Genomic DNA, 14,612 nt, shown 5'->3' with positions numbered 1-14,612 from the left:
CTTGATCGCCGAGGATACTGTCAAATGAATAGCTTCAAGACCCACAGTTCCCATTGGGGGGCATTTTCAGGCCGATACGAAAACGGAGGTCTTGAGGTCCGGCCTCATCCGGGCGATCCGCATCCGTCGCCATTGCTGGGCAACATTCCGGCGATCGCCCATAGCCCTATGCGCATCAGGCGGCCGGCGATCAGGCGCGGCTGGCTCGAAGGCGCGCCGGATCACGCGCAGAATCGCGGGTCGGACGACTATGTCGAGGTCAGTTGGCCGCGCGCAGCCGACCTCGTCGCAAAAGAGCTGCAGCGCGTTTACGGAAACTTTGGCCCGGAAGCCGTGTTCGGGGGATCCTACGGCTGGTCGAGTGCCGGACGCTTCCACCATGCACAAAGCCAGATCCACCGGTTTCTCAACGTGCTGGGTGGTTACGTCGGTTCCGTCAACACCTACAGCTCCGGTGCGGCAATGGTCATCCTCCCGCACGTGTTGGGACCATACGATCATTTCGACCGCAAGAGCGTCACCTGGGATGCCATCGAACGGAGCAGCGAGCTGGTCGTCGCCTTCGGCGGGATGGCGATCAAGAACACCGATGTGCATGGCGGCGGCATCAGCGCGCATATCGTGCCCCGGACGCTGAACGGCGCGCACGCGCGAGGTGCGCGTTTTGTCCTCGTGAGCCCCCTGAAAGACGATTTTCCTGCTGAGGTGAATGCCGAATGGCTGCCCATCTTACCCGGCACCGACATCGCGCTGATGCTCGGCCTCGCGCATGTGCTCGTCAGCGAGGGATTGCACGATCGCCAATTTCTCGACCGATATACGGTCGGCTACGAACGTTTTGAAGACTACCTGCTTGGCCGGATCGATGGTGTCGAAAAGGGCCCGGATTGGGCGTCCCACATCTGCGGCATCGGCGTCGACACCATCAAGACCCTCGCGCTCTCCATGGCGCGCGCCAGGACGTTGATCACCGTCAGCCATTCCTTGCAGCGTGCCGACCATGGCGAGCAGCCGGTCTGGATGGGCATCGTGCTCGCCGCAATGCTCGGGCAGATTGGGCTGGATGGCGGCGGCTATTCCTATTCCCTTGGAGCGTTGGGCAACATCGGCAAACACCAGCTCGCCGTCCCGCTGCCGACGTTCAGCCAATTCAAGAATGCCGTGTCGGATTTCATTCCCGTCGCGCGCATCGCCGACATGCTCCTCAATCCGGGCCACGAGTACAACTACAACGGCCACGCGATGCGTTATCCCGATATCCGCCTCGTCTATTGGGCGGGAGGCAACCCGTTCCATCACCATCAGGATCTCAACAGGCTGCGGGCGGCATTCAAGAAACCGGAGACCATCATCGTGCATGAGACGGCCTGGACGTCGTCTGCGCGCCACGCCGATATCGTGCTGCCGGCGACGACCACGCTCGAGCGTGACGATATCGGTGCGGCGGACCGCGATCCGCTGATGGTCGCCATGAAGAAGCTGATCGAGCCGGTCGGCGAAGCACGGGACGATTATGAGATCTTCTCTGAGATCGCGTGCCGTCTCGGCAAATTCGAAGAGTTCACCGAAAACCGCACCAGCCGGGAATGGCTAACCTTCCTCTTCGAAACAACGCGCAAGGCGCTCGTAGCCGGTGGACACGAAGCTCCCGACTTCGAGACGTTCTGGGAACGTGGAGAGATACGCCTGCCGCTCAAACCCGACGATGGCGGACCGGCGCGTGCCTTTCGCCATGATCCGTTTGCATCTCCGCTGCAAACGCCATCCGGAAAAATCGAGATCTTTTCGCAGACGATCGAGAGCTTCGGCTACGACGACTGCCGCGGCCATCCGCGATGGTATCCGCCAAGGGCGGAGGCGGAGGACGATAAAAGCCGCTTCCCGCTCCATCTGGTCTGCAACCAGCCGCATCAGCGGCTGCACAGTCAGCTGGACTACGGCGATTTCAGCCGCTCCACCAAGATAAAGGGGCGGGAACCGGTTCGTATAAACCCGGCTGACGCGGCTGAACGCGGCATTTCCGATGGCGACATTGTGAGGCTGTTCAACGCCCGCGGCAGTTGCCTTGCAGCCGCGGTGATCAGCGAGGACGTCCGAAAGAGCGTGATGCAGCTTGCGACGGGTGCGTGGTTCGAACCCGACAATGCGGCCTCCGACAAAGCCATGTGCATCCACGGCAATCCGAACATCCTCACCCGCGATGTCGGAACCTCGCAATTGGCCCAGGGCTCGACCGGACAGCTTACCAGGGTGGAGGTAGAGCGGTTCGTCGGCGAACTGCCTCCGGTGCGGATATTCGAGGGGATGACGTTCTTAGACGAGGCTGAGAGGTCCAGCACGAAGGCCAGCAACCAGTAGATCGGCTTCATCAACCACGGCGAAGGATGCACTGCGCCCGGAAAAGCTGATCCTCACACACCCAGAAACCGAACAAAATAATCCATAAAATTAGTAGAAAAAGAACAACTGGTCTTTCTCCCTCCTGTTGCCCTGCTTAGGCTATGCGTCGTGATCTACTTGGCAAACAATACAGGACCGCATTATGATCGAACGCTCTTCCCCGTTCTCCCTTTCCCGGCGTCTGCTGATCGCCACCTCTGCGTTGGCAATCGCCGCCTTGGTGGTAACGGCTGAGTTCAATCCGGCTCTGAGTGCCGATAGCCCACACAACGGCGGTGACATCACCTTCCTGATTGACTCGCTGGGTGATACCTGGATCCCGAACAACAGCGCCATTTCCAGCTTCCAGGGCCACATCTGGGGCCATGTGACCGATAAGCTCCTTTACGTCGATGCTGACGGCAAGGTCAGCCCCTGGATCGCCGAACGCTGGGAGCAGAACGACAAGGCCACCGAGTTCACCCTGCACCTGAAGAGCGGCGTCACTTTCTCCGACGGCACGGCGCTCGATGCGTCGGCCGTCGTCGCCAACCTCGACATCTGGTACGCCGGCCGCAAGAGCGAAGGCATCAACCCGATTGGTCTCTTCCCGAAGACCTACGACCACGCCGAGGCGGTGAACGCGACCACAGTGAAGGTCTTCTTCAAGGCGCCGACGCTCGGTTTCATCCCGACCCTCGGCTATCACGGCTCGATCCTCATTTCCCCGAAGACCCTCGCTCAGCCCGCCGCCCAGCAGGCCGACCTCAGTAAGACCTCCGGCAGCGGCCCCTACGTGGTCGACTCCTGGAAGGAGGGCGACTTCGTCAAGCTGGTCAAGCGCAAGGACTACAACTGGGGGCCCGCGGCAGTCGGTCATACCGGTCCGGCCTATCTCGACACGATCACCTACAAGCTGGTGTCCGAGCCCTCGCTGCGCGTGGCCGCTGTCCAGTCCGGCCAGGCCGACGTAGCCTACAACGCCTCGCCGCAGGAGCTGGAGTCTTTGAAGGCAGAGGGATTCACCACCGCGACACCGCGCTACCTCGGCTTCGTGAACGGTTGGGCAATCAACACCAAGCTTGCACCATATGACGACGTGAAAGTCCGCCAGGCCCTGCAGGCCGGCATCAACCGCCAGGAGATCATCGACACCGTCTACACACCCGACTGGAAGCTCGCGACGTCCTTCATCCAGAGCAACGTGCCGGGAGCGACCGATCAAAGCGCGCTTTTGGCCTACAACCCCGACAAGGCCGAGAAGCTTCTCGACGAGGCGGGTTGGGTCAAGGGCGCAGACGGCATCCGCACCAAGAACGGCCAGCCGCTCGTGCTGACGCTGCATTCCAACCCCTACCTCGCAACCTCGAAATCGGTCGACGAACTCATCGCCCAGCAACTCGGCAAGATCGGCTGGAAAGTCGCTATCCGTGCCTACGATGTCGTCACCTTCGGCCAAAAGGTCAAATACGGCGGTCCGGCAGTGCCGGCCTATGAGGTGACGCGCAGCTTCATCGACGCCGGCACCGTCGCCAGTATCCTGACGAACGCCAACAACGGCGAGAACTGGTTCGCCCTCGACGAGAGCGACAAGACGCTCAACGAACTCCGCGACAAGATCGCCAGCGCCGGTTCCATCGAAGGCCGCAAGCCGCTCCTCGACGAACTGCAGAAGTACATTCTCGATCAGGGCTACTTCATCCCGCGCACGCAAATCGTCCAGCGGATCTACGTCCAATCCCCGAAGCTCAAGGGCGAAGTCTATAACGGCGTCGCCTATGCCAGCTACTACACGGCGACGAAAAGCGAATAACCCGCAATTCAACCGAGCAACGTAAGAAGGTGACGGCATGAGCAAAGCCTACCTAAACTACGCCGCAAAACGCCTCGTACAGGCGATCGTCGTGATCCTATTGGCCTATGTCTTCACCTTCGTCGTCGTCAGCATCCTGCCCGGCGACCCGATCACCAATGTCCTGAACAACCCCCAGAATGGGTTCACACCGGATGAGATCAAGGAGATCATCGCTGCCCAGGGCCTGGATAAGCCGATCCCGGTCCAGTTGTGGACATCCTTTTCCGGCTTCGTGACCGGCGATCTCGGCCTGTCGATGCGGACCAACCGGCCCGTCACGACGCTGATCGCCGAGGTGCTCCCATCGACGTTGGTCCTTGCTTCTGCAGGCCTCGTCGTCGCGCTGCTGCTCGCGGCGGTGATCGCCTATGGCACGCAGTTTCTTCCAAAACACTTTGGCCAAGGCTTGCTGCGGGGCTTCCCGTCATTGTTCCTGTCGGTGCCCAACTTCGTGATCGGCCTGGTGCTGATCCACCTCTTCGGTTTCCAGCTCGGCGTCTTCCGCGTGATCGAGCCCGACAGCTTCTGGGCGACCCTTTTCGCGGCCATCGCGCTCGGCATCCCCATCTCCGCGCAAATCGCCGAAGTGCTCATCGCCAATCTCGATCATGAGTCCGGGCAGGAATACGCTGCCGTCGCGCGGGGCCGCGGCCTCGGGCAAATGCGCCTGTTCGCCAAGCACCTGCTCAAGCCGTCTTCGCTGCCGGTCATTACCGTCATTGCGCTTACCATCGGCGAACTGCTCGGCGGCTCGCTGATCACCGAGACGGTATTCGGACGCACCGGTCTCGGCAGCCTGGTACAGCGGTCGGTGAGCACTCAGGACCTGCCGGTGCTTCAGGCGGTCGTCTCTCTGGCAGCGGTGGTCTTCGTGGTCGTCAACCTGATCGCCGATCTTGCCTACCCGCTGCTCGACCCGCGCGTGAAGCTGCTTGGCACTCCCCAGCGTCGTCCAACTACAGCCGACGAAGGTTCCGTCGGCATTTCCAAGGTGGTGACCTCATGACCCTCGCCTCCACCTACTCTACCTCGCGCGTCACCGCGATCGGGTGGCTGACGGCGCTGCGCGTACCGCCGGTCGTCGCGCTCTCTTTCGCTATCGTCGCGCTGGCGATCGCCTGGTCGCTCGCCCCGAACCTGTTCACGAGCTATGACCCGGTCAACGGCGTTCCCGCTCAAAAGCTGCTGGGCCCCAGTGCGGCGCACTGGTTCGGCACCGATCACCTCGGCCGCGACCTTTATACCCGTGTCGTCTATGGCACATCTTCCTCGGTCGCCAGCGCGCTGATCGCCGTCGTCATCGGCGTTTTCGCCGGTGGCTTCATCGGCCTGCTGGCCGGCTTCTTCGGCGGGTGGGTGGATACCCTGTTTGCCCGCCTGGTCGACGTGCTGCTTGCAATTCCAAAATTCCTGCTGGCCGTCATCGTCGTCACCGCGATCGGCTTCGACACCACGAACGCCGCCATCGCAACCGGCGTCTCGGCGGTGGCCCTCTTCGCCCGGGTGATGCGCTCGGAGGTCATCAAGACCCGGCAAGCGACATTCGTCGAATCTTCCTTTCTACTGGGTGGATCGCGCTGGCACATCCTTTGGCGCCACGTGCTGCCGAACGCCTCGCGCTCGGTGCTGCCGCTTGCGGTGCTGCAGTTCGGCGACTCGATCCTGGTGATCGCCAGTCTCGCTTTTCTCGGCTACGGCGACCCTCCACCGGCCTCCGACTGGGGCCTGCTGATCTCGATCGGCAAGGACTACCTCAAATGGCCGTGGCTGGTTTACGCGCCCGCATTCGTCACGATCGCAACCGTCCTCTCCGTGAACAGGATCAGCCGATGGCTTCGCAAGACAGACTGACTGAGCTTTTCGCCCGTACTGACGTCACCGGGTCGGCGCTCCGGCGATCGTCCCCCCTGCTCCGGATCGACGGGCTGTCGGTTTCCTACGGACCGCAGCAAGTCGTCAGTGACGTTGGCTTTGAACTCGGCCGCGGTAAGAGCCTCGCCCTCATCGGAGAGTCGGGCTCGGGCAAGTCGACCATCGCTCGCGCGGTGTTGCGACTGCTCGCCACTGGTGGACGCGCTAACGGCCGCGTCGAGTTCGACGGCCAGGAGGTATTGGGCCTCTCGGAGCGTCGTTTCCGGCCCTTGCGGGGACGTGCGATCGGGTTTGTCCCGCAGGACCCCGGCAACTCGCTCAACCCGGTGCGGACGATCGGCGCCCAGGCGATGGAGGCGGCAGCACTCGTCGACGAGCCCAATAAGGCAATCCGCAAGGCGCTCATCCTGGAGACCTTCGCCCAGGTCGGCCTCGACAACCCCCAGCGGGTCTATGACTCTTACCCGCACCAGCTGTCCGGCGGCATGCTGCAGCGCGTGCTGATCGGCCTTGCTGTCCTCCCCCGGCCGTTGCTGCTGGTCGCAGACGAGCCGACGTCAGCGCTCGACGTCACGATCCAGAAGCGCATCCTCGACTTGCTTTCCAAGTTGCAGCACGAACTGGATATCAGCCTGCTCCTCATCACCCACGATCTGGCGATCGCCGCCGAGCGGGCGGACTCTCTGGTGGTGCTCAAGGACGGCATCGTCCAGGAAGCCGGCAGCACTACGGCTGTCTTCTCCGCGCCCGCTTCGGCATACGCTAGGAAGTTGCATGCCGACGTCCCAGCCCTCAACCCCGATCGTTACCGTAAGCTACGAGACCCCGCCTTCCATCTCCTCGGGACCAAGACCGACAAGGCACCGAAGATCGAGGTTAGCGGCGTCACGAAGACTTTCACGGTCGACGGCAAGGTTCTGACGGCCGTCAACGACGTGTCGTTTGCCGTCCAGGCTGGCACCACACACGCGCTGGTCGGCGAATCCGGTTCGGGCAAGACGACGGCAATCCGGCTGCTGCTTGGGCTCGAACAACCCGACATCGGGAACATTGCGGTCGCCGGCGAGCAGCTCAACGGTCGCTCGCCCGAGTCGCTGCGCGCGGTATGGCGCCACCTGCAGCTCGTCTACCAGAACCCGTTCACGTCGCTGGACCCGACCTGGAAAGTCGAGCAGCTGGTACGAGAACCGCTCGACCGGTTCAAGATCGGAACCCGCGAGGAGCGCTCCGCGCGGGTCCGCGAAGCGCTGGCCAATGTCGGGCTCGGCGAGCACCTGCTCTTGCGTAAGCCGGAAGCCTTGTCAGGTGGACAGCGCCAGCGCGTGGCCATCGCTCGGTCTCTGGTCCTCAAGCCTGATGTGATCGTGCTCGACGAGCCGACTTCCGCGCTCGACGTCAGCGTTCAGGCCGACATCGTCGAGGTGCTGCTTTCGCTACAAGCCAGGCTTGGCCTGACCTATGTATTCGTCTCCCACGATCTGGCTCTGGTGCGCCAACTCGCGCACACCGTCTCGGTGATGCAGCGCGGGCGCATCGTCGAACATGGGAGCGTCACCGACATCTTCGGAAACCCCCAGCAGCCCTATACGCGGTCGCTGCTGGAATCGATCCCATCGGGCGGCGCTGGTATCGCCCGTGCACCACACCCGCAACCTCGGCGGATCTTCAACGAGGAAAAGATCGCATGACCATCGCTGCGCCTGTAAATCCTCAGCCCGCGTCGTTCCGACCAAAGCAGCGGCTTGGCTTCAACACCCGGGTATCGTTCAATGACGAGGCCGGACCGGCGCAAGGTCTGCGCGACGGGATCGAACTATTCAAGGAAGCCGAGCGGCTGGGTTACCAGTCGGGATGGGCCTATCAGCGACACTTCGACCATTACCTCTCCTCGCCGCTTCCGTTCTTTGCCGCGGCCGGTCAGCACACCAAGCGCATCAACCTGGGATCGGCGGTCATCCCAATGCGCTATCAGGACCCGATCCTGCTCGCCGAAGCGGCCGGTACGACAGACTTGCTCATCGATGGCCGGCTGGAGCTGGCCATCTCGACTGGTGCCAACGCGGCCTTCGACGCTGTGTTCGGTGCAGTCGACACCGACGCTCGCACGGAAGCGAAACGGCGCCAGGCGCGCTTCCTCTCAGCGATCGCAGGCGAAGTCCTCCATACGGTCGTTTCGCCGGGCCAGGGTGCCCCGCAAGGCGCCGAATTGCGCGTAACGCCGCATAGCCCGACCCTGCGCTCGCGCATTCGACAAGGGTCAGCCAGCCTGAACTCGGCGGTGCAGGCGGCCGAGCTCGGGATCGGGCTTATCTCGGGAACCGTGCAGCACGACCATGCCGAGGGCGAGACTTTCGGGCAGTATCAGGCTCGCATTATCGAGGCGTTCCGCGCCACCTGGCGCACGACCTGGGGAACGGAGCCGCCATCGGTCGCAGTCGCCGCCTCCATCCTGGTCGGGACCACCGCCGAACTTCGAGAGAAATATGCTGCCTATGACCTCGAGCGTCGCACCATCGGAATTGCCGCGTCGCGTCCCAAAGGTGCCCTCGCGCCCGCCAGCCAACCAGCCGGCGCTCAGATTTCACCTGTCTTCCAAGGCACGCCCGATCAAGTGATTGAGGCAGTGCTCAACGACCCGGGCCTCGCAGCCGCAGACGAGGTCGTGCTCTTCCTGCCTCCCGCCTTCGGCCTCGCCGAGAATATACGGTTGCTGACCGATCTGGCCGAGACAGTCGCTCCAGGACTTGGCTGGTCACCTGCCTCGTAACCCATGCACAGGCTACACGGCTCGATGCCAGGACAGTTGAAGACATCAAGTGTCAACGCCATGGCCGGGAGCGGGTCCTACTCCATCCGCCGCGATAGCGAATATTTTCTATAAAATCGATAGAAAGAGAATGACCTGTCTTCCTCGCGGCGCTGCCGCGCCTTAACGTCAATGCAATGGTCTGCAACCTGAAGGAGCTCACATGTCCGCGGAATTCATTAGCGTAAGCTTTCCCAACGCGTCGAACGACCTCAACCCCATTCCCGACGCGCCTGTGGATCCTCGTTTCCTGGAGCGGTACGCACGCGCCCTCGATGACTATGGTTTCAACTACACGCTGATCCCCTACTCCTCCGCCTCCTTCGATCCCTTCACGCTCGGCGCCACGGTCCTGGCACACACGAAGCACATCAAGATCATCGTCGCCTTGCGCCCGAACACCGTCTATCCGACGGTCGCAGCCAAATCGCTTGCAACCCTCGATCAATTGAGCGGCGGGCGTGTTGTCGTTCACTTCATTGCAGGCGGCAGCGACGAAGAGCAGGCCCGCGAAGGCGACTTCCTCAACAAAGAGGAGCGCTACGAGCGCCAGGAAGAATATATCCGGATCCTTCGTCTGGCCTGGACGTCCAAGGAACCCTTCGACTTCGATGGGAAATACTACCAGTTCAAGCAATTCCGCAGCGCGGTGCGCCCAACCAGTGGCGTGATCCCGATTTCGGTCGGTGGTTCGTCGGATGCCGCGTATCGCATCGGGGGTTCGCTGGGCGACATTTTCGGGCTCTGGGGCGAGCCGCTTGCAGAAACAAAGCAGCAGATCGAACGGATCTACGCGGAAGCGGCAAGGGCAGGCCGGACGGATCGCCCTCGCATATGGGTTACCTTCCGGCCGATCGTGGCGGAAACTGACGAGTTGGCATGGGAAAAGGCGCATAGAGTTCTCGACCAGCTGAACGAAAACCGCCAGAAAGGCTTGGCCCGTGCGCCGCTCAATGCTGCACGCCCGGCCAATGTCGGCTCGCAGCGGCTTCTGGACATCGCAGCACGCGGCGATGTCCATGACCGCGCTCTATGGTATCCGACGGTGACCGCGACCAATGCTGGCGGCGCCACCACTGCGCTTGTCGGTTCGCCGCGCACCATTGCAGATTCCATCCTCGACTACATCGATCTCGGCTGCGATCTGATCTCGATCCGCGGCTATGACAATTACAATGATGCGGTCGACTACGGCCGCTACATCCTGCCGCTCGTGCGTGAAGGCATTCGCGAACGGGAAGAGGCGAACAAGAAGAAGAGTGCTGCGTGATGCGTGCAGTCTGGCCCGAGCGCCGGACTGCACGTCCCCTTTTTCTCAACGCAGCCGGATCTGCTCGTCCTTTGCCTAGGGATAGGACTGCCTTAACAGCCAGAAAGCGTCGACCCGCATGTCCCATGATACAATCGTTCCAGATGAAACCGTGCGCGTTATCGCGGACGCCGCACCGGATGCGGATCGAACCGGTCAATTTCCCTGGATCGGTATCCGGGCCGTTCATCAGAGCGGTCTCCTGGAGAGCACCGTTGCGATCCGCTATGGCGGTCAAGGCGCGACGCTCGCTGATGCGGCCCACATTCTGGCGGCGTTGGGGCGGGGTGATCCCTCGGTGGCGCTCATCAGCGCCATGACGATCTTCAATCATCTCGGCCAAGCCGCAAAGAACCATTGGCCTGATGATCTGTACCGGCGCCTGCTGGCAGAGGCTAAGCAGAGACCGCTATTGCTCAACGCCGCACGCGTCGAGCCGGAACTGGGGTCTCCGGCCCGCGGCGGCCTGCCCGCGACTGTCGCCCGCCGCACGGCAAGCGGCTGGTCGATCACCGGTCGCAAGCGCTTCGTGACCGGCGCATACGGTCTGACGCATTTCCTTGTCTGGGCGCATACCGACGAAACGCCCGCGCGCGTCGGAACGTTCGTCGTGCCGAATGGATTGCCCGGCATCCACGTGATCGAGAACTGGAACAGCCTGGGCATGCGCGCCACAGGTTCGCACGACGTCGAATATACCGACGTCGAGATCCCAACGGAAAACGTGTTGGAACTCGTTGATCCGTCGGTGGCTCAGCAGGACAATCGCGCCCATGCGGCGATCACGCTGGCGCTGACCGCGATCTATCTCGGCGCGGCTGAGGCTGCCCAGGCTGCCTTCATCCGCTTCGCCCATGAGCGCGTGCCCGCCAATCTGGGCCATCCCATCGCCCGCACGGAGCGGTTCGTGACGCTCTCAGGTGAGATCGACCTGCTTGTCTCCGGCGCCCGGCAGATCATTTTCGGCGCGCTCGACGCCAACCATGGCGACGCGGAAAAGATGATAAGGGCTCGGCTGATCGCAGGCCGACAACTGCGCGAAGCCGTGCAGATCGCGGTACGTGGCATCGGCAATCCGGGACTTAGTGCCGACCTGGGACTTGAACGGCATTTCAGGGATATCCAATCCGTGCTCGTCCACGCGCCGCAGGAAGATACTTCTATTTCGATATTGGGCCGCGCTGCCTTTGATCGATGGAATAGAGAGGAAAGTGTCCGCTCGAGCTATCCGGCTGGGCTGACGGTCCTCAAAACAGCATAGCAAACAGAGCGCCTCGTCCGATGGCCTCCCTCCTCCCTCGCATGATCGAGGCGAACTCGCGAAAGGAATTTAGATGAGCAACGATCTGATCGTCGGCTTTTCGGGCAATCTCTCCCGCCCGTCCAGCACCAGGCGTTTCGTGGAGAGCGTCACGGAATCGCTAGCGAGGCAGGCCGGCCTGCAGCATGCGGTGTTCGACGTCGAAGACCTCGGCACCTCACTGGCGGCCGCAAGATCGGTCGCGGACCTCGATCCGGCAGCAAGAGCGGTGATCCAAACAATCATCGACGCAGAAGCGCTCGTCATCGGTTCGCCAACCTACAAAGGGAGCTACACGGGCCTGTTCAAGCACGTCTTCGATCTACTCGATCCGGCAGACTTGCGCGGCAAACCCGTCATCCTGACGGCAACCGGCGGTGGCGATCGACACTCCCTCGTTGTCGAGCATCAGCTTCGCCCGCTGTTTGCTTTTTTCGAGGCTTTTGTGCTGCCGACGGCAATCTATGCCTCGAGCCGCGATTTCACTGATGGCATTCCGTCAACGGCCATTCTCGGTCGGGTGAACCAGGCGCTGGCTGAGGCCTCCGTCCTTGTGAAAGCCCGCTCGACGGCAGACGCAATTGCCGCGGAATAAGTAGTCGACTGGCAAAATGACAGCACAAAAGAAATATGTCGTCGGCATCACCGATCACATGTTCGGCGCGCCCGATCTCGAGGCCGAGGTGCTCGGCGACGATGTCGAGATCGATTTCTTCGCCACCACCGACGAAACGCTTTTCTCGCCCGAGCGCTTGGCTCGGCTTGATGCCCTGATGGTCTGGGGCGCACGGCTCGGGCCGAAAAGTATCGCCCATCTTTCACGCTGCAGGGGCGTCGTCCGCTATGGTGTCGGCTACGAGAAGATCGATCTTTCGGCTCTGGCTGATGCAGGCATCCCGTTCGCCAACAATCCCGATTACGGCGCGGAGGAAGTCGCCGACCATGCGCTCGCGATGATGCTGTCGCTGCACCGGCGACTCTGGGAGCATGATGCCCGTGCCCGTGGCTATACGACAGGATGGCAGGTCCATAGCCTCAAGCCACTTGCCCGCTCGAACCGGACCACGGTGGGCGTGATAGGTGTCGGACGGATCGGGACGGCTGTGGTCAACCGCCTGAAGCCCTTCGGCTTCCGCATCCTGGGCTATGATCCGGGCCAGCCGCCCGGCCATGAGAAGGCGGTCGGCTATGAACGCACCGACCGGCTAGATGACCTCTTCGCCCAGGCGGATATCGTCACCCTGCATTGCCCGGCAAACGACGACACGCGCGGTATTCTTGACTCGGATGGACTTTCCCGGCTGAAGCCCGGAGCCATCCTGGTCAATACCGCGCGCGGAGAACTGCTCGACGATCTCGATGCCCTCGAAGCCTCACTGCGAAATGGCCATCTCGCGGCGGCGGCAATCGACACACTGGCGCAGGAACCGCCGCGCGATCATCCGCTGCTGACAGCATGGCGCGATAGGAGTGACTGGCTTGAGGGGCGGCTGGTGATAACGCCGCACAATGCCTTCTACTCCGATCATGCAGCCATCGAGATGCGCCACAACGCAGCACAGACCGTCAAGATCCTGCTCGACGAGGGCCGGCTGCGAAATCAGATCACGGCGTGAGCGGCGGTCATTCGGAAACGAGACATCAAGTCGAGCGCTTGCTATCCCGCTCTGATCGGAAGGCAAATCACGTGTAGGTCTACCGACTGAAAGGTGATCGCCTTGACTGGAATCGAACCGCTGACTTCTCAGACTTTTGCGACAAAGAGCCTTGCATCTTCACCCCATCCTTCGGTCAAATCCGACGGCCATCCTGGAAACACCCCGACCATCCGCTTAGACGGATGGGCCCGCCTTCGAAAAACGGTCCCTGTGCCGCAGTCGCGGGAGATCATTCTGGCCGGCTGCTCAATGACCTCGTCAATCAATTGACTTGAGAATAATCATCGAAGACGGCCCCATTTGCCAACCTTCTTTCGATTGCAAGTGCTCGGTAGCAGATGCTGAAGACGGCTCTTCAGATGGAGAGCTCATACTCGCGGCTTGCGGACCAAAGACGAGCCGGCCTTTGATGATCAAAGATGTGCAGATCATTGTAGAGAAACGGCGACCGCTGTTTTTTGACAGCCCGCCGTTCGCTCGTCATGACTGTCGGCATATGCTGAATTGCGGCAACGGAGCCTTATGCCTGCCGACCTTTCTCTTCCTCGCGATCGAATTTCCGTGCTTCTGATGGAAGGGATCAGTCAGAGCGCGGTGGACTACTTCGCTTTATCCGGCTACGTCAACCTGACCCATTTGCCGAAGGCTCTGGATGACAAAGATCTCAAAAGTCATATAGCCGAGGCCCAYATTGTCGGAATTCGTTCACGCACGCAGCTGACTGAGGAGATTTTCAGCTCCGCCAAGAAGCTGATGGCCGTCGGTTGTTTCTCTGTGGGGACAAATCAGGTCGACCTGGATGCGGCCCGTCGACGCGGGATCCCGGTATTCAACGCCCCTTATTCGAATACGCGCTCGGTCGCCGAGCTTGTGATCGGCGAGATCATAATGCTGACCAGGCGGATTTTCCCGCGTTCGGCTTCCGCTCATGACGGCGGATGGGACAAAACCGCCGAAGGTAGTCGTGAGGTGCGCGGGAAAACGCTGGGCATCGTGGGCTATGGCAATATCGGTTCGCAGCTAAGCGTTCTTGCCGAAAGCATGGGTATGAACGTTCGCTATTTTGATCCTTCGGACAAGCTTCGCCACGGCAATTCAGAATCGATGGCAACGCTTGGCGAGCTCCTCGAAATCTCAGATTTTGTGACGATGCATGTTCCAGAGACCAGCTCGACGCAAAACATGATAWCYGAARCTGAACTGCGCAGGATGAAAAAGGGAGCCATTTTCATCAATAATGCCCGCGGAACCGTGGTGGATCTTGAAGCGCTCGCGAAGGTTTTGAAAGAAGGACATCTCGCAGGCGCGGCTGTGGACGTATTCCCGAGGGAACCGGCATCAAACAAAGAGCGTTTTGAAACACCGCTGCAAGGTTTGGATAATGTCATTCTGACCCCGCATATTGGAGGGTCGACCGAAGAAGCCCAAGAACG

General features: G+C 61.3%; 11 protein-coding genes. All 11 read left to right on the top strand.

Annotated elements, in window-relative coordinates; genetic code table 11:
• Nucleotides 1-24 precede the first annotated feature (24 nt).
• Nucleotides 25-2,358: a molybdopterin guanine dinucleotide-containing S/N-oxide reductase gene (locus AC1D2N_RS12290; protein WP_018516838.1), complete on the top strand. Its 2,334-nt coding sequence runs from the start codon at nucleotides 25-27 to the stop codon at nucleotides 2,356-2,358.
• 184 nt (nucleotides 2,359-2,542) lie between these two features.
• Nucleotides 2,543-4,192, top strand: a complete 1,650-nt coding sequence (locus tag AC1D2N_RS12285; RefSeq protein WP_026242334.1) for an ABC transporter substrate-binding protein — start codon at nucleotides 2,543-2,545, stop codon at nucleotides 4,190-4,192.
• 37 nt (nucleotides 4,193-4,229) lie between these two features.
• Nucleotides 4,230-5,240, top strand: a complete 1,011-nt coding sequence (locus AC1D2N_RS12280; protein WP_018516840.1) for an ABC transporter permease — start codon at nucleotides 4,230-4,232, stop codon at nucleotides 5,238-5,240.
• Entirely contained in the window at nucleotides 5,237-6,085 is an 849-nt protein-coding gene (locus AC1D2N_RS12275) for an ABC transporter permease (RefSeq protein WP_018516841.1), read from the top strand. Before AC1D2N_RS12280 ends, AC1D2N_RS12275 begins: the two co-directional genes overlap by 4 nt.
• A complete protein-coding gene (locus AC1D2N_RS12270) occupies nucleotides 6,064-7,794 on the top strand; it encodes a dipeptide ABC transporter ATP-binding protein (RefSeq protein ID WP_018516842.1) in 1,731 nt (576 codons plus the stop codon). The genes AC1D2N_RS12275 and AC1D2N_RS12270 overlap by 22 nt, the downstream gene beginning before the upstream one ends.
• Nucleotides 7,791-8,873 (top strand): LLM class flavin-dependent oxidoreductase, encoded by a 1,083-nt coding sequence (locus AC1D2N_RS12265; RefSeq protein ID WP_018516843.1) that lies wholly within the window; start codon nucleotides 7,791-7,793, stop codon nucleotides 8,871-8,873. Before AC1D2N_RS12270 ends, AC1D2N_RS12265 begins: the two co-directional genes overlap by 4 nt.
• Before the next feature lie 202 nt (nucleotides 8,874-9,075).
• Nucleotides 9,076-10,182 (top strand): LLM class flavin-dependent oxidoreductase, encoded by a 1,107-nt coding sequence (locus AC1D2N_RS12260; RefSeq protein WP_018245534.1) that lies wholly within the window; start codon nucleotides 9,076-9,078, stop codon nucleotides 10,180-10,182.
• Between the two features lie 118 nt (nucleotides 10,183-10,300).
• Nucleotides 10,301-11,482, top strand: coding sequence for an acyl-CoA dehydrogenase family protein (locus AC1D2N_RS12255; RefSeq protein WP_018516844.1), 1,182 nt, complete (start codon nucleotides 10,301-10,303; stop codon nucleotides 11,480-11,482).
• A gap of 73 nt (nucleotides 11,483-11,555) precedes the next feature.
• Nucleotides 11,556-12,116: an FMN reductase gene (gene msuE / locus AC1D2N_RS12250; protein WP_018516845.1), complete on the top strand. Its 561-nt coding sequence runs from the start codon at nucleotides 11,556-11,558 to the stop codon at nucleotides 12,114-12,116.
• A gap of 16 nt (nucleotides 12,117-12,132) precedes the next feature.
• Complete coding sequence (locus AC1D2N_RS12245) at nucleotides 12,133-13,137, top strand: C-terminal binding protein (RefSeq protein ID WP_477981340.1); 1,005 nt, start codon at nucleotides 12,133-12,135, stop codon at nucleotides 13,135-13,137.
• Nucleotides 13,138-13,701: 564 nt separating this feature from the next.
• Nucleotides 13,702-14,612 (top strand): phosphoglycerate dehydrogenase (gene serA / locus AC1D2N_RS12240; RefSeq protein WP_477981338.1); only part of this gene is annotated, 911 nt, incomplete at its 3' end.

Source organism: Rhizobium sp. P1_B8, assembly GCF_056406515.1.
This window is presented reverse-complemented; position numbering and strand designations above follow the sequence as displayed.